Raw genomic sequence first — 18751 nt, forward strand, 5'->3', positions numbered from 1 at the left:
CCCCATGGCGAAGACCAAGAGCACGACCAAGCCCAAGACCGGCAAGCAGAAGCTTGCGGCGGCGGCGCCGTCGGCACCCAACATCGATATCGGGATCACCCAGGGCAACCGCAAGAAGATCGCCGACGGTCTGTCGCGGTTCCAGGCCGATGCGTTCACGCTCTACCTGAAGACCCACAACTTCCACTGGAACGTGACCGGGTCGATGTTCAATTCGCTGCACACCATGTTCGAGACCCAGTACACCGAGCAGTGGGCAGCCCTGGACGATGTGGCCGAGCGCATCCGCGCCCTGGGGTTCAATGCCCCGGGCTCCTACCGGGAATTCGCTGCGCTGACCTCGATTGCCGAGGAGCCGGGCCTGACCGACAGCGCGGACTGGCGGGAAATGGTACGCCAGTTGGTGGTCGCCAACGAAGCGGTGTGCCGTACGGCACGTGAAGTGCTGGACGTGGCCGACGATGCCGACGACGCCCCGACCGAGGATCTGATGACCCAGCGCCTGCAGACCCACGAGAAGTACGCCTGGATGCTGCGCTCCCTGCTCCAGTAAGTGTTTGGGGGTTTTTCGGCAGGGCTTGCAGCCCTGCACCTGCTTCAAGCCGAAGCCAGAGCAACAGCAGAAGCTGGTTTGCTGAGGGTTGGCGGGGTGGGTCCGGTTGAGGGGGACGCCGTAAACCGATCCATGGAGCTTAGCCGCGCCATCCATGGCGCGGATACCCCCTCAACCGGACCCACCCCGCCTTCGACAGACCTCCGCGATCTGCCGGAACGGCCCAATGCTCTGGCAGGTGTCGACCTTGGTCGACACAGTAGAGCCACGCCACGCGTGGATGATTCATTCGATGTCTGACAGATGTGTCGACCAAGGTCGACACCTACCCACAGCCGCCATCCATGGCGCGGATACCCCCTCAACCGGACCCACCCCGCCTTCGACAGTTTCCCGCCATCTGTCGGCAAAGCTTGGGGTCGGAGCCGTTTTCCGCAGGAAAACGGCTCCGACCCCATTTTGTTCATTCGATATCTGACAGATGTGTCGACCAAGGTCGACACCTACCCACAGCCGCGTGAACCTGTCAGAGGCGGGGCGGTGTCGGATTGCGGGGTGTCCGCGGCATGGATGCCGCGGCCAAGCCTACACGGACGTACTTGCGGCGTCCCCGCAATCCGACACCGCCCCGCCATCCCACGCAGAGCCCGCTCTGGACGTTGACGTTGACGTTGCTCCAAGCATGTGCAGGGCGCAGCCCTGCCGAACCCCTACCACCCCGGCCGGGGTAAACTAGGCGGATGGCTTCCCGTCCTGCGCACGATCTGCTCCAACGCGTCTTTGGTTACGACGATTTCCGTGGTCCCCAGCAGGACATCGTGGAGCATGTGGCTGCCGGCCATGACGCCCTGGTGCTGATGCCCACCGGCGGCGGCAAGTCGCTCTGCTACCAGGTCCCGGCCCTGCTGCGTGACGGTTGCGGCATCGTCATCTCCCCGCTCATCGCCCTCATGCAGGACCAGGTCGAAGCCCTGCGCCAGCTCGGCGTGCGCGCCGAATACCTGAATTCCACCCTGGATGGCGAAACCGCCGCCCGGGTCGAACGCGAACTGCTGGCCGGCGAACTGGACATGCTCTATGTCGCCCCCGAGCGCCTGCTGACCGGCCGCTTCCTGTCCCTGCTCTCGCGCAGCCACATCGCGCTGTTCGCCATCGACGAAGCGCACTGTGTGTCGCAGTGGGGCCACGATTTCCGCCCCGAATACCGCCAGTTGACGGTGCTGCACGAGCGCTGGCCGGACATTCCGCGCATCGCCCTGACCGCCACCGCCGATCCGCCCACCCAGCGCGAGATCGCCGAGCGCCTGGACCTGGCCCAGGCCCGCCACTTCGTCAGCTCCTTCGACCGCCCCAACATCCGCTACACCGTGGTGCAGAAGGACAACGCGCGCAAGCAGCTGACCGATTTCCTGCGCGGCCACCGCAGCGAGGCCGGCATCGTCTACTGCATGTCGCGGCGCAAGGTGGAAGAGACCGCCGAATTCCTCTGCGGCCAGGGCTTCAATGCCTTGCCCTACCACGCCGGCCTGCCGCCGGAAGTGCGCGCCAACAACCAGCGCCGCTTCCTGCGCGAAGACGGCATTGTCATGTGCGCGACCATCGCCTTCGGCATGGGCATCGACAAGCCGGATGTGCGCTTCGTGGCGCATACCGACCTGCCCAAATCGATGGAAGGCTACTACCAGGAAACCGGCCGCGCCGGCCGCGATGGCGAGGCCGCCGAGGCCTGGCTGTGCTACGGCCTGGGCGATGTGGTGCTGCTGAAGCAGATGATCGAGCAGTCCGAAGCCAGCGAAGAGCGCAAGCAGCTGGAACGGTCCAAGCTGGACCATCTGCTGGGCTACTGCGAATCCATGCAGTGCCGCCGCCAGGTGCTGCTGGCCGGTTTCGGCGAAACCTATCCGCAACCCTGCGGCAACTGTGACAACTGCCTGACCCCGCCGGCCGCCTGGGACGCCACCATTCCCGCGCAGAAGGCCCTGAGCTGCGTGTACCGCAGCGGCCAGCGCTTCGGCGTGGGCCACCTGATCGATATCCTGCGTGGCAGCGAGAACGAGAAGATCAAGCAGCAGGGCCACGACAAGCTGAGCACCTACGCCATCGGCCGCGACCTGGATGCGCGCACCTGGCGCAGCGTGTTCCGGCAACTGGTGGCGGCCAGCCTGCTGGAAGTGGACAGCGAGGGCCATGGCGGCCTGCGCCTGACCGACGCCAGCCGCGCAGTGCTGACCGGGCGCCGCCAGATCAGCATGCGCCGCGATGCCGCCAGCGCCACCGCAGGCCGCGAGCGCAGCGCGCAGCGTACCGGCCTGTCGGTGCTGCCGCAGGATCTGGCCCTGTTCAACGCCCTGCGCGGCCTGCGTGCCGAACTGGCCCGCGAACAGAACGTGCCGGCCTTCGTGATCTTCCACGACAGCACCCTGCGCAACATTGCCGAACAGCGCCCGACCTCGCTGGATGAACTGGCCCGGGTGGGCGGCATCGGCGGCACCAAGCTCAGCCGCTACGGCCCGCGCCTGGTGGAGATCGTGCGCGAGGAAGGCTAGGCGTTCGGCGTTGGCGCGCATCGCGCTCGCCGGGCGTGGCCCGGCGCTACCCTCGCCGCGGTGCTCGACGCCACCCTCGCCCTGCTCCAACCTTGAACACGCCATTCAGCAAGAAGTGCATCGCGCCCCGCTTGCCGTTAGATTGATGCCCATGTCCGTCGCCTCCACCCTGCTGCGTGTCGTGCTCATGCTCAGCCTGTTGCTCAACGGGGTGAACGCGGCCATGGCCAGTGGGCACGCGCAGATGGGCCCGATGGCGCATGAAAACGCCAGCGCGGCGGCAGATGAACCCGACTGCCACCACCATGCGGGCATGCAGGCTGAACCGGCCCCGGAAACCCAGGCCCCGGCCCACGACAGCCACTGCCAGATGAAGGACTGCGTGCGCAGCTGTGCCCAGCAGCCCCTGCTGGCCGTGCAGCCGCTGGCCCTGCCGGTCGGCCCGGCCTGGTCGCTGGCGCCGCCGCCCGTACACGCCAGCGGGCGGCCCGCGCCGCCGCTGCCGCCCATCTCACGCCCTCCCATCGGCTGATTCCGCGCGCCTGCGGGCGCATCGCGCTTCGCTGCCGGCCCCGTGCCGGTCGTACCCGTGTTCCGGAGTCACCCATGAATACCCGTATTCCCCCCGGCCCGGGCGCCCTGCCCATGCCGTCGCGCCGCCTGTTCGTACAGGGCCTGGCCGCTGGCGGCGTGGTCGCTGGCGCCACCGCCATCGGCGTGCCGCAGCGCGCGCTTGCCGCTGCCAGCGCCACGCCGCGCCTGGCCGGCGCACCGGCCGTGCTCACCGACACCCGCGTTGAACTGGCCATCGGCGAATCGCTGGCCAACTTCACCGGCCGCACCCGCCCGGCGATCACCGTGAACGGCTCGCTGCCGGCGCCCATCCTGCGCTGGCGCGAAGGCCAGACCGTGGACCTGTTCGTGCGCAACACGCTGGAGCGCCACCCCACCTCCATCCACTGGCACGGCATCCTGCTGCCGGCCAACATGGACGGCGTGCCCGGGCTCAGCTTCAACGGCATCGGCCCCGGCGAGACCTACCACTACCACTTCCAGCTGAAGCAGTCGGGCACCTACTGGTACCACAGCCATTCGATGTTCCAGGAACAGGCCGGCCTGTACGGCGCGCTGATCATCGACCCGGCCGAACCGGCGCCCTACCAGCACGACCGCGAGCACGTGATCCTGCTGTCGGACTGGACGGACATGGACCCGGGCGCGCTGTTCCGGCGCATGAAGAAGCTGGCCGAGCATGACAACTACTACAAGCGCACCCTGCCCGACTTCGTGCGCGACGTGCGCCGCGACGGCTGGTCGGCGGCACTGTCCGACCGCGGCATGTGGGGCCGCATGCGCATGACCCCCACCGACATTTCCGACGTCAATGCGCACACCTACACCTACCTGATGAACGGCACGGCGCCGGCCGGCAACTGGACCGGGCTGTTCCGCAGTGGCGAAAAGGTGCTGCTGCGCTTCATCAACGGCGCCTCGATGACCTATTTCGACGTGCGCATTCCCGGCCTGAAGATGACCGTGGTGGCCGCCGATGGCCAGTACATCCACCCGGTCAGCATCGATGAATTCCGCATTGCCCCGGCCGAGACCTACGACGTGCTGGTGGAACCCAGCGGCCAGGACGCCTTCACCATTTTCTGCCAGGACATGGGCCGCACCGGCTTTGCCGCCGGCACCCTGGCCGTGCGTCATGGCCTGCAGGCGCCGATTCCGCAGCGCGACCCGCGCCCGCTGCTGACGATGAGCGACATGGGGCATGACATGTCGGGGCATGACATGGCGGGCCACGACGGGCATGACATGGCGGCCATGAAAAGCATGGAGGGTGGCTGCGGCGCCCACATGGACCACAGCGCGCATGGCACCGCTGCGGCGAGCAAGGCGCCGAAGCATTCGGCCAGCGAACTGGCCAGCCCGCTGGTGGACATGCGCAGCGGCGCCACCGAACCCAAGCTGGATGACCCTGGCATCGGCCTGCGCGACAACGGCCGCCAGGTACTGACCTACGGTGCAATGCACAGCCTGTTCGACGACCCGGATGGCCGCGAGCCCGGCCGCGAGATCGAGCTGCACCTGACCGGGCACATGGAGAAATTCGCCTGGTCGTTCGACGGCGTTCCCTTCGCCAGTGCCGAACCGCTGCGGCTGAACTACGGCGAGCGCATGCGCATCGTGCTGGTGAACGACACCATGATGCAGCACCCGATCCACCTGCACGGTGTGTGGAGCGATGTGGAAAACGCCGCCGGTGAGTTCCAGGTGCGCAAGCACACCGTGGACATGCCGCCTGGCACCCGCCGCAGCTACCGCGTCCGTGCCGATGCACTGGGCCGCTGGGCCTACCACTGCCATCTGCTGTACCACATGGAAGCGGGCATGATGCGTGAAGTGAGGATCGAAGAATGAGCCGCCTCGTCTCCCGCAGTCTGTTGGCCGTGGGCCTGGCCACTGCCCTGCCCGCCTTCGCGCAGTCGCACGCCGGCCATGACATGGCCATGCCCGCAGCGGCACCGGTCGATCATTCGAAGATGGATCATTCGAAGATGGACCATTCAACGATGGACCACGCGCAGATGGACCACGCCGCGATGGGCCACACGATGCCCGCGCCCAGCGAACCCCGCGACCCCATCCCGGTGTCGACCGACGCTGACCGCGCCGCGGCCTTCCCGCCCATCAATCACGATGCGATGGAACATGCGCCGCAGATCAACAGCCTGCTGCTGATCGACCGCCTGGAACACTGGGATGGCCAGGACGGAAAGGGCCAGGCCTGGGAAGCCAGTGGCTGGATCGGCGGCGACATCAACCGCCTGTGGCTGCGCAGCGATGGTGAACGCAGTGGCGGCCGCACCGAATCCTCGTCGCTGGAAGCGTTGTACGGCCGCAGCGTCTCGCCGTGGTGGGACGTGCTGGTCGGCGTCCGCCAGGATTTCCGCCCCGCCGATTCGCGCACCTGGGCGGCGATCGGCATCCAGGGCCTGGCGCCGTACAAGTTCGAAAGCTCGGCCACGCTGTACCTGGGTTCCGGCGGGCAAGTGCTGGCCAAGGCCGAAGTGGAGTACGACGTACTGCTGACCAACCGGCTGATCCTGCAACCGCTGGTGGAAGCCACGCTGGCGGCCAAGGACGAACCGGAGCACGGCATCGGCCAGGGCCTGAACAAGGTCGAGGCCGGCCTGCGCCTGCGCTACGAGTTCAACCGCCGCTTCGCGCCGTACATCGGCATCAGCCACGAGCGCAGCTTCGGTGATGCCGCCGACCATGCCGGCGACCATGCGCGCGACACGCGCTGGGTCGCCGGCGTGCGCATGTGGTTCTAAGGCACTGCAAGGCCCCGGTTCGCGCCGGGGCCGGCTACACTGCGCCACGCTTGAACACTGCCACCACCATGTCCCTGCAGATCCGCCGCGCCACCCTGGCCGATGCCGAAGCGCTTTCGGCCATTGCCATTGCCACGTACACCGAAACCTGGGGCGACTCGTACCCGCCGCAGGAACTGGACGTCTTCCTGCAGGAACACTACGGCCTGGCGCCGCAGCGCGAGGAACTGTCCTACCCGCACAGCGCCGTCTGGTTGCTGCTGGACGGCGAACAGGTGGTCGGCTATCTGGCGGCCGGCGCCAACACCCTGCCGCACGCCGAAGCGCGCGATGGCGATATCGAACTGAAGCGCCTGTACATCCTGGCCGCGCACCACAACCGCGGCCACGGCGCGCGCCTGATGGACGCCTTCATCGCCTGGCTGGACCAGCCGCATCGCCGCACCCTGTGGGTGGGCGTGTGGGAAGAAAACCTCGCCGCCCAGCGCTTCTACGCACGCTACGGCTGCGAAAAAGCCGGCGAGTACGACTTCATCGTCGGCAGCACCCACGACCGCGAACACATCCTGCGCCGCCCGTAACGCCGACCGCGTGCTCTCGTAGAGTCGAGCTTGCTCGACTGCTTCTCGCCTTTCCGCTCTTTGTAGAGTCGAGCTTGCTCGACTGCTTTCCCTGCAGTCGAGCAAGCTCGACTCTACCTGCCGTTCTCAGAAATCAAACAGCTCCGACAGGAAGCTTTCCTTCTTCTTTTTCTTGTAACCCTGGCCATGCTGCCCGCGGCTGTCTTCATAGCGCTGGCCCAGATGGCGGGTATCACGATGCACCACCTGCGCGGCCACCTGCGGCTGCGCCTGCACCGGTGCCGGCGGCGGCACGGCAGCGCCCGCAGCAGCGCCGGCCCGCTCGATGATCTTGTCCAGTTCACCACGGTCCAGCCACACGCCGCGGCAACTGGGGCAGTAGTCGATTTCAATGCCATGGCGCTCGGCCATCTGCAGGGTCTGGGTGGTACACACGGGGCACTGCATGGGCGTCGCTCCTTTCAGTCTGTCCTTGACTGTACCTGTCTATCGATGACTGTTCGGCAACATGACCGATGGCACAGGGACTAACGGGGCGCGCGCACGCGTGGCTGGCCACACACACTGCAGGTTCATCCCGCAAGGAGCGCGCGCATGAACCCCGCTTTCCACCTGCCCGCCGCCGGCCGCCTGTTGCTGGCGCTGCTGGGCGTCGGCCTCGGCCTGAACCTGCGTGACCTCAGTGCGGCAGCGGGCCTTCCCATCCCCGCCTTGCCCATTCCGTATGGCGGCAGCCTGCTCGACAACGCCTTGGCGGTGCTGGTGGCGCTGCTGCTGGCGGCCCTGCTGCGCCCCCGTGGCATGGGGCTGGCGGCCAGCCTGGGCCTGCGCTGGAACGGCGGGCGCGGCCCGCTCTGGGTGTTGCTGGCCAGTCTCACGTGCTGGCTGGGTCTGGGCGCACTGGGCACACCCAACACCGCGCTGACCGCAGTGGACGCCACGATGCTGGCCGTGTTGTTTCCGCTGGCCGAGGAAGTGCTGTTCCGCGGGCTCGGCTTCGTGCTGCTGGTAAAGATCGTGCGCGGCCCTTGGGCGCTGCTGGCGCTGCCGCAGGCGCTGCTGTTCGGGCTGGTGCACTGGCTGGGGTTCGGCGGTTTCGGCGGCGGCACCACCGCCGTGTTCGTCGGGGTGGTCATCGCGTTCGGCGGGTTCATCTTCGCCTGGCTCGACCATCTGGACGGCAACACCCTGTGGTGCGGTCTGGCCCTGCACGTTTCGATGAACCTGGCCTGGAATGTGTTCAGCCTGGACGATGCGATGGCGCTGGGCTGGCAGGCCACCAGCCTGCGCGTCGGCACCGCCCTGCTGGCCGTGGCCGTATTGGGCCTGCACGCACGCCGCAGACGCGCTGTAACGTTGTCTTAGCCCGTCCTGCACATGGATATCACCCTACGGTCGAGCATACTTGCGCGCCTTTTCACCGCTGCTGTCCGGAGTTGTCGCGTCATGTTGCTGTCCAAGCGCCACGTTGAACCGCGCGTCCTGCTGATCGAGGATGCCGAAGAAACCCGCGAGCTGAGCCGCATGGCGCTGGAAAGCCAGGCCTGCCACGTGGTGGGCGTCAGCAGCGCCGAGGCCGCGCTGGGCCTGCTGGCCGCCGGTGAACGCTTCGATCTGCTGTTCACCGACGTCAACCTGGGCCGGGTCAGTGGCATCGAGGCCGCCAACCAGGTGCGCGGGCTGTACCCGCAGCTGCCGATCCTGGTCACCTCGGGCATGGACCAGCACAGCGTGCTGCCGCAGCTGCGCGCAGGCATTCATTTCCTGCCCAAGCCGTACAACATGAGCGAGCTGCTGGATGCGATCCGGCTGTGCTTCCGCCATGCCGACGCCGGCGTGCTGACCGGGCCGGACGCGCAGGCGGCGTAAGTCATTCATCCACGCATGGCGTGGATCTACCTGCATCCACGCCACGGCTCCGCCGTCAGTAGATCCACGCCATGCGTGGATGGCGGCAACCGTCAGCCACCGGTGTAAGGCCCCTCCCCCGGCAGCACGTCCAACAGCGCACGGGTGATCACCCGCGGGTACACGGTCAGATGGTCTTCACCATCGATCACCACGTTATCCACCTGCAGGTTGCGGCCAGGGCGCTGCAGCTGGGTGGTGAAATCGGCCGCCTGCCGCAGCATGTCATTGCCGGTGGAATAGCGCGGGCCAGGCTTGATGGTTTCGTAGCCGCCAACCGACAGCAGCACGCGGGTCGGCTGCGCGGGAATGACGGCGGCGTCCTGCAGGCGCGGCAGCAGCCCCTGGTCGAACCACAGCGAAGGGCTGGACAGGATGTAAGTGCTGAACAGGTCCGGCTGGGTGGTCAGCACATAGGCGCCGAACAGGGCGCCATAGGAATGGCCGGCGAACGTGCGTCGGGCCGCATCGGTGCGGTAGCGCGCATCGACCAGCGGCAGCACCTGCGTGGCCAGGAAATCGCGGTAGTGCGCGGCGCCGCCGTAGGTCACATCGCTGCTGTAGTAGTCGGCAGGAATGCGCGCCGGGTTGCTGGGCGTGTAGTCGCGCGAGCGGCTCTGCTTGGACGTCAGGCCTTCCTGCGGCGGCAACCCGACCAGGATGAAGTCCTCGATGTTCTGCCCCTGCTGCCCCACCAGGTTGCGCACGCTGCGCACCAGCGGGAAGCTGTACAGCGCATCGGTCACGTACAGCACCGGGTAGCGCTTCTGCGGGTGTTCGGCATAACCGGCCGGCAAGGCCACCCAGATGGGATAATCGCGGCCCGCCGGATCGTGCACACGCAGCGTCTGGGTATCGGGCAGTGCCACATACGGCTGCGCCGGCGCGACTTCGGCAACGGCCGGCGCTGCGGCGGGCAGCGGGAACAAGGTGCGCAGTGCCTGCAGCGCGGCCGGGTGATAGATCGTGGCGTGGGTTTCATCCGGCAGCGGCTGGTACTTCACCAACGGTGACGGCGAGGCCTGCTGCAGCAGCGCGGCAAGTTTCGCGCTGGCATCGGCCAGTTCCGGCTGGCCACTGCTGGCCAGGAACACGCGCGGGCCCGCCTTGGCCACGGCCGGAAAGCGCTTCGGCGCCGCCGCCAGCAGCGCGCCCTTGTTCCACCACAGGCTGGGGTCCAGCGCGATATAGCTGTTGAACAGCCCCGGTTCCTGCAGCAGCGTTTCGACCACGAACAGGCCGGCCAGCGATTCACCCATCAGCGCGCGTTCGTCGGTGGTGGCGTAGCGCTGCCGCACCTGCGGCATCAGTTCGTCGCGCAGGAAGCTGCGGTAGGCCGCCGAACCGCCAATGCGCGGGGCAATCTTCTGGTCCTGCGGGTCGCTGCTGGGGCTGGTCATGTCGCGCCGGCGCTCGGTGTTTTCGATGCCCACCAACAGGAACGGGCGCATGCTGCCGTTGCCGGTCAGCACCTGCACCAGCCCCGCCACGTGCAGGAAGTCTTCGCCGATGCCACCGTCGGGCATGTACAACACCGGCAGCGGCGTCTTCGGGTCCAGCCCCCAGGGCTGCGGCCGGTAGACGTTGATGCGGCGGGTTTCGCCCAGCGCCTTCGACTCGACGGTGAAGGTTTCGCCGATGGCCAGCGGCGCGGCGGCGGTCGACTGCGTGGGCGGCGCCGGTTCGGCCGCGTGCAGCGGTGCGGCACAGGCGGCCAGAAGCAGGAACGGAAGCACGAACACGCGCATGGTGGAATCCTTCACCGGAAATTCTTCGAGCATAACGGCCTGCGGCAGGACAGTGCTAGATTCGGCGTTCGCCCCTGCGCTTGGAGTGCCCGCATGACCCGACTGACCGCCAAGGACTTTCCCGCCGAACTGCTGGAGCTGTACGACGGTTACGTGCATGGGCGCATGAGCCGCCGCGACTTCCTGGATCGCGCCGCGGCCTTCGCCGTGGCTGGCGTCACCGCCGGCACGCTGCTGGCCGCGCTCACGCCCGACTACGCGTTGGCGCAGCAGGTGTCCTTCACCGATCCCGATATCCACGCCGAATACCTCAGCTACCCCTCGCCCAACGGACATGGCCAGGTGCGCGGCTATTTCGTACGCCCGGCCAAGCTGGAAAAACGCCTGCCGGCGGTGGTGGTGGCGCACGAGAACCGTGGTTTGAACCCCTATATCGAAGACGTGGCGCGCCGCGTGGCCAAGGCCGGTTACATCGCACTCGCACCGGATGGCTTGAGTTCGGTGGGCGGTTATCCGGGCAATGATGATCGCGGCCGCGAACTGCAGAAGCAGGTCGATCCGCAGAAACTGATGAACGATTTCTTCGCGGCCATCGAATATCTGCGCGCGCATGCACAGGCCAGCGGCAAGGTCGGCATTACCGGCTTCTGCTATGGCGGCGGCGTCAGCAATGCGGCGGCTGTGGCCTACCCGGAACTCGATGCGGCGGTGCCGTTCTACGGGCGCCAGGCCGACCCGAAGGACGTGCCACGCATCAAGGCGCCGCTGCTGCTGCACTTCGCCGAGAAGGATGACAACGTCAATGCCACGTGGCCGGCGTACGAGGCCGCGCTGAAACAGGCCGGCACGCATTACCAGGCGTATGTGTACCCGGGTACCAACCACGGCTTCCACAACGATTCGACACCGCGCTACGACAAGGCCGCGGCCGATCTTGCGTGGGAGCGCACGCTGGCGTGGTTCCAGCGTTATCTGGCTTGAGCGGATTCGGGTCGCGCGTGTCGCGTTTGGACCGACGCGCCGCGCTCGCCCCGCACCAGCGCCTTTGCTTGGATCATGGAAGGCGCTCACAGCAGTCGCGCATTACTTCGCGCTTTGCGACATATTTGAGCGCATTCCACTAGCCACTGGCGCAGAAGCGTCCTGTGCTGTCGCGTGCTGCGCTGGCTGCACCTGCAACAATGCAGGTGCGCCTTGGGGTTGGATCTCTGTTTCAGACAATTCTGATTGAAACCCAAGCGCAAGCGTAACCAACATGCAGCGCCACCGACAACGGGTGGCACCGGGCCTGCAAGCCCGTGATGTCCTGTGAGCATGTTGTTTACGCTCGCCCGTCGGCACCGTCTGTGGATGGTGCCGGCGGGTGATCCGTCGGCCTTCATGGTGGGCGGTGCGTGGGGGTTTTCGAACCCGCCGGTTAACTGCTCAAGGTCATCCCGGCTTGCAGCCACGCACCGCCCGCCACCCGCCCCGCGCGGTGGCACGCCTGCCCTTTTGCCGAGGACGCCGACATGACCCTACCGCCGCCGCATCCGCTGTACGCCCACCACGACAGCGTGAATGACGACGACAACCCCACCCCCGAACTCAGCACCGTCTGGGGATGCCTGAAGGGCATTCGCCGTGGCGATGCCGCAGATGGGCAGCCGTGGCCGGAAGCTGGCTTGCCACCCGGTCGGCAGCAGGCGCTGGCGCGGACAGAACGTGCCGCCGTTGGGCTGCTGACCGTCGCCGAAGTACTGCATGCCGCCGAGCGCTGTCGGCTGACCGGTACACCTGCGCAGCACATGGATGAAGGTGTGGTGGACGGCTTGTTCCTGGCCCTGCGTGGCTTGGCGGAGAAGGTGTGTGGGGAGATCCGGCCGCCCGCGTAGTGCTCGCGTCTCGGCGCAACCTTGGAGCCCTCACGGAGATCGAAGGCCACATGTGCGGCTCGCCAGAATGCGAGGCAATGGAAGGGTGCAGACGCGAAAAAGGGCCGCGCCACACCGGTGATCTACCAGGCCGGATGGGTCTGTGCCACGATGACCGTGCGGACATCATGGCGGGCCTTGAACTGATCTTGAGCGGCGTTGCGCGGCGGATTGCCGCGCAACGCTGAAGCCTGGCGCGGGCTCAACCCGCCGAGCAGGCGACGTCCAATACCGCAGCATTCAGTGTGCCCGGATGCACCGGCACAGGATCGAGCGGCCTGGGCTCGCCCCCGAGATACTCGTTGTCTGCGCTGAGTTCCAGACTCGAGAGATGGGCCACGGTGTGCTTCTTGCAGTCATAGCGTGATCGAACATCCATGTATCGGGTCCGGGGGTGAACCTTGAGATCGTCGGGTACGTCATCAAGCACCTGGCGGATCGACAGCGTAACGGTGTCACCCTCACGTTGCAGCTTCTGCTGCCTGTCGATATAGGTCTTGGATGACGCACTGCTGCCCAGGTAATACCAGCGCTCGGGTGATTTGACTCCGTCTGCCCTGGCTGATGCCTGCGTGCCTGCATTCCCCTGTGCTGTGCCCGCTTTTTCGGCTGCCTGGACCGACGTACTGCCCAGGGCCACAGTGGCGAGAAGAAGGGCGCCAACGCGTTTCAATTCAACAAACGTCATGTAATTTCTGCTCCTTGCTACGACATGGGGGGGCAAGTATGCCGTTCGATCAAGCTTCGATTTCCACTCTTGCCTGAATAGGCTGCCTATCGACTTCGCGGCGCGGCGCGGCGCGGCGCGGCGCAGCGTGATCAATCTGCGCAGAAGCAGGTCAACGCACGCATGGCATCTGGGCTGCGCATCTTTGAACCGTTCGACGGAAATGACTCAGAGCGCGGGTTGGCGGAGAAGGTGTGTGCGGAGATCCAGCCGACGTAGCCGCATGCGCCGCAAAGCGGGCCATACTTCGGCCGGGCCGTAACGCGCTCTATCTGCACCCTACAAGGAGGTACACATGTTGAATGTCTTGATCATGGCCGCGCTGGCCGCTGCTTCGTCCCCTTCCGCGCCCTACGCCGACTGCCTGCTCGGCAACATCCAGCCCGGCCTGTCCGATCGCGCGGTGAATCTGGTGCAGCAGGCCTGCGCCGCCAAGCACCCGGAGAGCTTCGCGGCTTCGCTGGAACTGGAGCGTCGCCAGGCTGCGCAGCGCCAAGTGCAGTTCGATGCGGATCGCATGGCTGTCCAGCGCGCAGCGGAAGCTGCGGCCAGGGCGGCCGACGTGGCCGCTCATGCGGCGGCGGAGCGCGAGGCCGCGCGGGCCAAGCGCGCTGAGGCGAATTAGGCGAAATGAAAAAGGCGCCCATCGGGCGCCTTAGTCATTGCTGCATTGGTGGGCCGTGATGGATTCGAACCATCGACCAAAAGATTAAAAGTCTTCTGCTCTACCGACTGAGCTAACGGCCCATGCATGCCCAACCTTTCGGCGGGGTCGGCATTTTACCCTACTTTGATGGCTTGGTGGGAAGGCAAAAGCGTGCGAACCAACGGTTCGCACCCACCATTCGGGTGGTCGCCCCCACCAGAGCAGTGCGAACCAAGGTTCGCACCTACCAAAGCAAGCCGGTCAGGCGTAGAGGGTCGGGTCGGCTACGCCGGCGTCGGCGAAGCCTTGGGCGCGCAGGCGGCAGGCATCGCAGTGGCCGCAGGCGGCGCCGTTGGCATCGGCGTTGTAGCAGGACACGGTCAGGCCGAAATCCACGCCCAGGCGCACGCCTTCGCTCACGATCTGCGCCTTGCTGAGGAACTGCAGCGGTGCGTGCACGCGGATGCCCGCGCCTTCCACGCCGGCCTTGGTGGCCAGGTTGGCCAGCGCCTGGAAGGCGGCGATGAACTCAGGCCGGCAGTCCGGGTAGCCCGAGTAGTCCACGGCGTTCACGCCACAGAACAGGTCGTTGGCGCCCAGCACTTCGGCCCAGCCCAGGGCCAGCGACAGCATGATGGTGTTGCGTGCCGGCACGTAGGTGACCGGGATGCCCTCGCCGCCCGCTTCGGGCACGTCGATATCGTCGGTCAGTGCCGAACCGCCGATGCTGCGCAGGTCCACGTCCACGGTCTTGTGCGCGACCACGCCCATGGCCTTGGCCACGCGTGCGGCGGCGTCCAGTTCAGAGGTATGGCGCTGGCCGTAGCGCACGCTCAGGGCGTGTACGGCGAAGCCCTGTTCCTGGGCCATGGCGATGACGGCGGCTGAATCCATGCCGCCGGAGAGAAGCACGACTGCCTTCTTCATGGGGAAATCTTCCGGTTGGGAGGGGAAAGCCAGCACGCTGTCCCGCGCCGGAACTACATCAGGGCACCACGCCCGGGCTCATCGGCCCGGTTCGTCGTTCCACAGGATTTTATGCAACTGCATCTGGAAGCGCACCGGCAGGCGGTCTTCCACGATCCAGTCGGCCAGTTGGCGGGCGGTGATCTCGCCCTTGCTGGGCGAGAAGAACACGGTGCAGCGCTTCACAAGATCGTGCTCGGCCAGCAGGCCCTTGGCCCAGTCGTAATCTTCGCGGCTGCAGATGACGAACTTGATCTGGTCGCGGCGGGTCAGCAGCGGAAGGTTTTCCCAGCGGTTGCGCGCCACTTCGGCCGAACCGGGGGTCTTGATGTCGACCACGCGGGACACGCGCGGATCGACCGCGCTCACATCCAGCGCGCCGGAGGTTTCCAGCGAGACGTCCAGGCCGGCGTCGCAGAGTTTTTCCAGCAGGATCAGGCAGCGCTTCTGCGCCAGCGGCTCGCCGCCGGTCACGCAGACGTGGTGCACGCCCTGGGCCAGCACCTCGGCCACGATGTCGTCGATATCCCACCAGGTGCCGCCGTGGAAGGCGTAGGCCGTGTCGCAGTACTGGCAGCGCAGCGGGCAGCCGGTCAGGCGCACGAACACGGTCGGCCAACCGGCGGTATCGGCTTCACCCTGCAGCGAGGTGAAGATCTCGGTGATCTTCAGCCGGGGCAAGGGTGACTGCACGATCTCGCTGGGCGTGGCGACGGCGGCGGACAGGGGGACGGCGGTCATGGCAGGAACTTCTTGGGGGACACGTGGCGGTGGGGAACGCAGCCGGGCATGGCTCGGCTCTACAGAAAGAAGGTCGCCGGGCATGGCCCGGCGCTACCGTATCGCGGCGGGTCGAGCGTGCCGGAAACGACAGCAGCCGAGCTGGGCTCGGCGCTAGGGGACCCGTATTGTACGCCGGCTCAGCGGATCTGCTGGCCCAGGCGGATGGACTGCAGGCGGTCCTGGGCGGTGCGCGCGGCATCCGAACCCGGGTACTGCGCCACGACGGTTTCCAGGGTCTGCTGGGCCTGGTCAACCTTGCCCTCGCCATACTGCGAGAGGCCGACCTTCAGCAGGCCGCCAGACGCCTTGTCGTGGGTGGGATAGCGCGAGAGCAGTTCGCGGAACTGGGACTCGGCCATCGGGAAATTGCGGGTGGCGTAATAGCTTTCGCCCAGCCAATACAAGGCATTGGGGGCGTAGACGCCATTGGGGTACAGCTCGAGGAAGCTGAGGAACAGCTGCGCCGAATCGTCGTACTTGCCGGCCTTCAACGCATCGAAAGCGACGTTGTAGGCGGTACGTTCATCGCCGGTGGCGGCCAGGCTGCCCGGATCGCCATGCACCGAAGGCGGCCGCTCGGAAGTGGCCGCTGCAGTGGGCTTGGCCGGGGCCGCGGGGGCCTTGGGCGCGGTGGAAGCACCAGCCGGAACGGGCGGCAGGGCCGGGGCGGCAGAGCCCCCTTCCAACCGGTTCAGGCGGCTGTCCAGATCCAGGTACTGGTCCTGGGCGGACTGCTTCAGCTGGGCGTTGTCGTGCTGCAGTTGCTCGATGGAAGCCTGCAGGCTGGTGACCTGCTGGCGCAGCTGATTGATCTGGTTCAACAGGTCCTGGTTGGCACTGTTGTTGTACATCTGCTGCTCGAGCGCGCCGACACGATCTGCCAGGCTCTGTCGCTGTGCCTGCGCCGGTGCGGCAGCCACGAGGGCTGCCGCAACGACCAGCATCAGTTTGATGCCGATGCGCATGGATTACTGCGCGGTGTAGACGATTTCGACGCGACGGTTCTGCGACCAGCAGGACTCGTTCGACTCGGTGCAGACCGGACGCTCTTCACCGTAGGACACGACGGTCAGCTGCGAAGCCGAGCCACCGTTGGCCTGCAGGGCCGAGTTCACGCCGTTGCCACGACGCTCGCCCAGGGCCTGGTTGTACGCGCGCGAACCGCGCTCGTCGGTGTGGCCCTGCAGGGTGATGCGCGAGGACGGACGGTCACGCAGGTACTTGGCGTGGCAAGCCATGATGGCCTGGAATTCCGGCTTCACGTCTTCCTTGTCCAGGTCGAAGTAGACAACGCGCTGGCGCAGGCAAGCATCGGTGTCCAGGTCGCCCGGGCCGTACAGGCCGGAGGTAGCCGGGCCGGTCGGCTGGGTGGTCGAACCGGTGTCGACCGGGGCTGCCGGCTCTTCCTTCACCTTCTTCGAGCAACCGGCCAGGACGGCCACAGACAGCAGGGAAACAAGCAGAACGCGGGTGGTCTTGTTCATGGCAATACCTTTGTGGCTCCTAGGCCGATGAGGGGTTCAAAACAGCGGAAATATTAACACTCTTTTAGCGCTGGGTACGGTAGGGGGACCATGCCGGTTCGCGCACATCACCGTCAGCCAGGACCAGGCGCTGGCGCACCCGTGCATCGGCCGAAACGGCGTACAGCACACCACGGCCACCCTCGCGGGCGGCGTACAACACCATGCTGGCGTTCGGGGCGAAGCTGGGCGATTCGTCCAGCGAGCCCGGGGACAGGGTGCTCCAGCGCGGCGAGCCCAGCGAGCTGTCCATCATGGCGATCTTGTAGCTGTTGCCCGAACCCTGCGCCACCACGATCTTCTTGCCGTCGTAGGACACCGAGGGCTTGGCGTTGTAGTTGCCCTGGAAGGTGACGCGCTCGGCGCTGCCGCCGCCGGCACCGACCTTGTAGACCTGCGGGCGACCGCCACGGTCGGAGGTGAAGTACACCGCGCTGCCATCGGCGGCCCAGGTCGGCTCGGTATCGATGGCGAAGTGGTTGGTCAGCTGGGTCAGCTGCTTGCTGCCCAGGTCCATCACGTAGATTTCCGGATTACCCGAACGCGACAGGGTCAGGGCCAGCTTGCGGCCGTCCGGCGAGAACGCCGGGGCGCTGTTGATGCCACGGAAGCTGGTGACCAGCTCGCGCGCGCCGGTGGAAATGTTCTGGATGTAGATGGCCGAATTGCCACGCTCGAAGCTGACGTAGGCCAGCTTGCCGCCGTCCGGGCTCCACGAGGGCGACAGCAGCGGCTCGGCCGAACGCACGATGGTCTGCGGGTTGTAGCCATCCGAATCGGCCACCATCAGCGCATAGCGCATGGCGTCGCCCTTGCCGCTGGCGGTGATGTAGGCGATGCGGGTCCAGAAGGCGCCGCGTACACCGGTGATCTTTTCATAGATGGCATCGGCCATCTGGTGGGCCACATCGCGCATGGCGTTGCCACGGGCGGTCATGGCCAGGCCCAGCAGGCGCTCGCCCTTGGGCACGTCGAACAGTTCGTATTCCACGCGGTAGGCGCCGGCACCGGCGTCCATCACCCGGCCGACCACGATGTAGTTCTGCTTCAGCGCGCGCCAGGTGGCGAACTGGATGTCACCGCCACGGGTGGGCTTTTCCACGATCTGCGCTTCGGGCAGCGTGCGGAACTGGCCCGAACGCTCCAGATCGGCGCGGACCACGCCGGCCACGTCGGTCTGCGGGGCACCGGCCGAACCCTGGTAAGGCATGGGCACGATGGTGATCGGCAGCGCGGAGGCATTGCCGCCGATGATTTCAAGGTCAAGGCTCCTCTGCTGCGCGAAGGCAGCGAAGGGCAGCAACAGGGCCGCAAACACGGCAAGCCAGCGAGGCATCTTCTTCATGGAGCGCTCAATGAGGGGAAACCGGTACGAGGGATAGCAAACGGCGAGTGAACCGCTTCGCAATCATGAACCAAGGGTACGTGAATTCCGGGTCAGTGCCAGCCCACGCCATCACGCGGCGTTGACCTGGCGCCCCCGCCCGATGCGGCGGACGAGGGCATCTGTGCACAC

General features: G+C 66.6%; 19 protein-coding genes, 1 tRNA gene and 1 pseudogene. 11 read left to right on the top strand and 10 right to left on the bottom strand.

All coding sequences use genetic code 11. The features are described from left to right. The first annotated feature begins 4 nt into the window (after positions 1 to 4). The 6 genes from C1931_RS15355 (at position 5) to C1931_RS15380 (ending at position 7021) form a co-directional block, all read left to right on the top strand. Positions 5 to 553, top strand: a complete 549-nt coding sequence (locus tag C1931_RS15355; RefSeq protein WP_108753905.1) for a Dps family protein — start codon at positions 5 to 7, stop codon at positions 551 to 553. A gap of 740 nt (positions 554 to 1293) precedes the next feature. Beyond that, on the top strand, positions 1294 to 3099 hold the full coding sequence (gene recQ / locus C1931_RS15360) for a DNA helicase RecQ (RefSeq protein WP_108753906.1): 1806 nt from the start codon (positions 1294 to 1296) through the stop codon (positions 3097 to 3099). A 151-nt stretch (positions 3100 to 3250) separates the two neighbouring features. Then, complete coding sequence (locus tag C1931_RS15365; RefSeq protein WP_108756961.1) at positions 3251 to 3631, top strand: CopL family metal-binding regulatory protein; 381 nt, start codon at positions 3251 to 3253, stop codon at positions 3629 to 3631. Between the two features lie 74 nt (positions 3632 to 3705). Further along, the gene (locus tag C1931_RS15370; RefSeq protein WP_108756962.1) at positions 3706 to 5523 is read left to right on the top strand and encodes a copper resistance system multicopper oxidase; all 1818 of its coding nucleotides are present in this window, start codon (positions 3706 to 3708) and stop codon (positions 5521 to 5523) included. Beyond that, on the top strand, positions 5520 to 6440 hold the full coding sequence (locus C1931_RS15375) for a copper resistance protein B (protein WP_108756963.1): 921 nt from the start codon (positions 5520 to 5522) through the stop codon (positions 6438 to 6440). The genes C1931_RS15370 and C1931_RS15375 overlap by 4 nt, the downstream gene beginning before the upstream one ends. Before the next feature lie 68 nt (positions 6441 to 6508). Next, positions 6509 to 7021, top strand: a complete 513-nt coding sequence (locus C1931_RS15380; protein ID WP_108756964.1) for a GNAT family N-acetyltransferase — start codon at positions 6509 to 6511, stop codon at positions 7019 to 7021. A gap of 126 nt (positions 7022 to 7147) precedes the next feature. Here the strand turns inward: C1931_RS15380 and C1931_RS15385 are convergent, their stop codons facing one another. Beyond that, on the bottom strand, positions 7148 to 7468 hold the full coding sequence (locus tag C1931_RS15385) for a zf-TFIIB domain-containing protein (RefSeq protein ID WP_108753911.1): 321 nt from the start codon (positions 7466 to 7468) through the stop codon (positions 7148 to 7150). Positions 7469 to 7615: 147 nt separating this feature from the next. Between C1931_RS15385 and C1931_RS15390 the strand changes: the two genes are divergently transcribed. Both C1931_RS15390 and C1931_RS15395 read left to right on the top strand, forming a co-directional pair. After that, complete coding sequence (locus tag C1931_RS15390) at positions 7616 to 8386, top strand: CPBP family glutamic-type intramembrane protease (protein ID WP_108756965.1); 771 nt, start codon at positions 7616 to 7618, stop codon at positions 8384 to 8386. 81 nt (positions 8387 to 8467) lie between these two features. Further along, positions 8468 to 8890: a response regulator gene (locus C1931_RS15395; RefSeq protein WP_108750836.1), complete on the top strand. Its 423-nt coding sequence runs from the start codon at positions 8468 to 8470 to the stop codon at positions 8888 to 8890. Between the two features lie 92 nt (positions 8891 to 8982). Here C1931_RS15395 and C1931_RS15400 read toward each other — a convergent pair whose 3' ends face one another. Together C1931_RS15400 and C1931_RS20570 are read right to left on the bottom strand one after the other, a co-directional pair. Further along, positions 8983 to 9849 carry an alpha/beta hydrolase-fold protein gene (locus C1931_RS15400; protein WP_325051587.1) on the bottom strand — a complete coding sequence of 289 codons (867 nt, stop codon included), beginning with the start codon at positions 9847 to 9849 and terminating at the stop codon, positions 8983 to 8985. Next, positions 9850 to 10677: pseudogene (locus tag C1931_RS20570) on the bottom strand (alpha/beta hydrolase-fold protein); the annotation flags it as partial. 93 nt (positions 10678 to 10770) lie between these two features. On the opposite strand from C1931_RS20570, the gene yghX reads away from it, so the two are divergent. Together yghX and C1931_RS15410 are read left to right on the top strand one after the other, a co-directional pair. Next, the gene (yghX, locus tag C1931_RS15405; protein ID WP_108756966.1) at positions 10771 to 11658 is read left to right on the top strand and encodes a YghX family hydrolase; all 888 of its coding nucleotides are present in this window, start codon (positions 10771 to 10773) and stop codon (positions 11656 to 11658) included. A 530-nt stretch (positions 11659 to 12188) separates the two neighbouring features. Continuing rightward, positions 12189 to 12551, top strand: coding sequence for a hypothetical protein (locus C1931_RS15410; RefSeq protein WP_108756967.1), 363 nt, complete (start codon positions 12189 to 12191; stop codon positions 12549 to 12551). Positions 12552 to 12792: 241 nt separating this feature from the next. Here the strand turns inward: C1931_RS15410 and C1931_RS15415 are convergent, their stop codons facing one another. Next, positions 12793 to 13278, bottom strand: coding sequence for a surface-adhesin E family protein (locus C1931_RS15415; RefSeq protein WP_108756968.1), 486 nt, complete (start codon positions 13276 to 13278; stop codon positions 12793 to 12795). 334 nt (positions 13279 to 13612) lie between these two features. Here C1931_RS15415 and C1931_RS15420 point away from each other — a divergent pair, with 334 nt between their 5' ends. After that, positions 13613 to 13942: a hypothetical protein gene (locus tag C1931_RS15420; protein WP_108756969.1), complete on the top strand. Its 330-nt coding sequence runs from the start codon at positions 13613 to 13615 to the stop codon at positions 13940 to 13942. A gap of 46 nt (positions 13943 to 13988) precedes the next feature. Here the strand turns inward: C1931_RS15420 and C1931_RS15425 are convergent. The 6 genes from C1931_RS15425 to tolB all read right to left on the bottom strand — a co-directional run bounded on the left by C1931_RS15425 (position 13989) and on the right by tolB (position 18580). Further along, positions 13989 to 14064, bottom strand: a tRNA-Lys gene (locus C1931_RS15425). A 160-nt stretch (positions 14065 to 14224) separates the two neighbouring features. Beyond that, positions 14225 to 14890, bottom strand: coding sequence for a 7-cyano-7-deazaguanine synthase QueC (queC, locus tag C1931_RS15430; protein ID WP_108750841.1), 666 nt, complete (start codon positions 14888 to 14890; stop codon positions 14225 to 14227). 78 nt (positions 14891 to 14968) lie between these two features. Beyond that, on the bottom strand, positions 14969 to 15670 hold the full coding sequence (gene queE, locus C1931_RS15435) for a 7-carboxy-7-deazaguanine synthase QueE (RefSeq protein ID WP_108750842.1): 702 nt from the start codon (positions 15668 to 15670) through the stop codon (positions 14969 to 14971). 179 nt (positions 15671 to 15849) lie between these two features. Beyond that, positions 15850 to 16677, bottom strand: coding sequence for a tol-pal system protein YbgF (gene ybgF / locus C1931_RS15440; protein WP_108756970.1), 828 nt, complete (start codon positions 16675 to 16677; stop codon positions 15850 to 15852). Between the two features lie 3 nt (positions 16678 to 16680). Next, positions 16681 to 17196: a peptidoglycan-associated lipoprotein Pal gene (gene pal / locus C1931_RS15445; protein ID WP_108750844.1), complete on the bottom strand. Its 516-nt coding sequence runs from the start codon at positions 17194 to 17196 to the stop codon at positions 16681 to 16683. A gap of 64 nt (positions 17197 to 17260) precedes the next feature. Continuing rightward, positions 17261 to 18580, bottom strand: a complete 1320-nt coding sequence (gene tolB / locus C1931_RS15450) for a Tol-Pal system beta propeller repeat protein TolB (protein WP_108753918.1) — start codon at positions 18578 to 18580, stop codon at positions 17261 to 17263. Positions 18581 to 18751 lie beyond the last annotated feature (171 nt).

The organism is Stenotrophomonas sp. YAU14A_MKIMI4_1, from assembly GCF_003086855.1.
Lineage (GTDB): Bacteria > Pseudomonadota > Gammaproteobacteria > Xanthomonadales > Xanthomonadaceae > Stenotrophomonas.

Coding starts and splice junctions, on each gene's coding strand:
- queE (WP_108750842.1), bottom strand. CDS start 15,670: ATGACCGCCGTCCCCCTGTCCGCCGCCGTCGCCACGCCCAGCGAGATC.
- C1931_RS15410 (WP_108756967.1), top strand. CDS start 12,189: ATGACCCTACCGCCGCCGCATCCGCTGTACGCCCACCACGACAGCGTG.
- C1931_RS15390 (WP_108756965.1), top strand. CDS start 7,616: ATGAACCCCGCTTTCCACCTGCCCGCCGCCGGCCGCCTGTTGCTGGCG.
- pal (WP_108750844.1), bottom strand. CDS start 17,196: ATGAACAAGACCACCCGCGTTCTGCTTGTTTCCCTGCTGTCTGTGGCC.
- C1931_RS15415 (WP_108756968.1), bottom strand. CDS start 13,278: ATGACGTTTGTTGAATTGAAACGCGTTGGCGCCCTTCTTCTCGCCACT.
- C1931_RS15365 (WP_108756961.1), top strand. CDS start 3,251: ATGTCCGTCGCCTCCACCCTGCTGCGTGTCGTGCTCATGCTCAGCCTG.
- recQ (WP_108753906.1), top strand. CDS start 1,294: ATGGCTTCCCGTCCTGCGCACGATCTGCTCCAACGCGTCTTTGGTTAC.
- ybgF (WP_108756970.1), bottom strand. CDS start 16,677: ATGCGCATCGGCATCAAACTGATGCTGGTCGTTGCGGCAGCCCTCGTG.
- C1931_RS15355 (WP_108753905.1), top strand. CDS start 5: ATGGCGAAGACCAAGAGCACGACCAAGCCCAAGACCGGCAAGCAGAAG.
- queC (WP_108750841.1), bottom strand. CDS start 14,890: ATGAAGAAGGCAGTCGTGCTTCTCTCCGGCGGCATGGATTCAGCCGCC.
- C1931_RS15375 (WP_108756963.1), top strand. CDS start 5,520: ATGAGCCGCCTCGTCTCCCGCAGTCTGTTGGCCGTGGGCCTGGCCACT.
- C1931_RS15370 (WP_108756962.1), top strand. CDS start 3,706: ATGAATACCCGTATTCCCCCCGGCCCGGGCGCCCTGCCCATGCCGTCG.
- C1931_RS15395 (WP_108750836.1), top strand. CDS start 8,468: ATGTTGCTGTCCAAGCGCCACGTTGAACCGCGCGTCCTGCTGATCGAG.
- C1931_RS15420 (WP_108756969.1), top strand. CDS start 13,613: ATGTTGAATGTCTTGATCATGGCCGCGCTGGCCGCTGCTTCGTCCCCT.
- C1931_RS15385 (WP_108753911.1), bottom strand. CDS start 7,468: ATGCAGTGCCCCGTGTGTACCACCCAGACCCTGCAGATGGCCGAGCGC.
- tolB (WP_108753918.1), bottom strand. CDS start 18,580: ATGAAGAAGATGCCTCGCTGGCTTGCCGTGTTTGCGGCCCTGTTGCTG.
- yghX (WP_108756966.1), top strand. CDS start 10,771: ATGACCCGACTGACCGCCAAGGACTTTCCCGCCGAACTGCTGGAGCTG.
- C1931_RS15380 (WP_108756964.1), top strand. CDS start 6,509: ATGTCCCTGCAGATCCGCCGCGCCACCCTGGCCGATGCCGAAGCGCTT.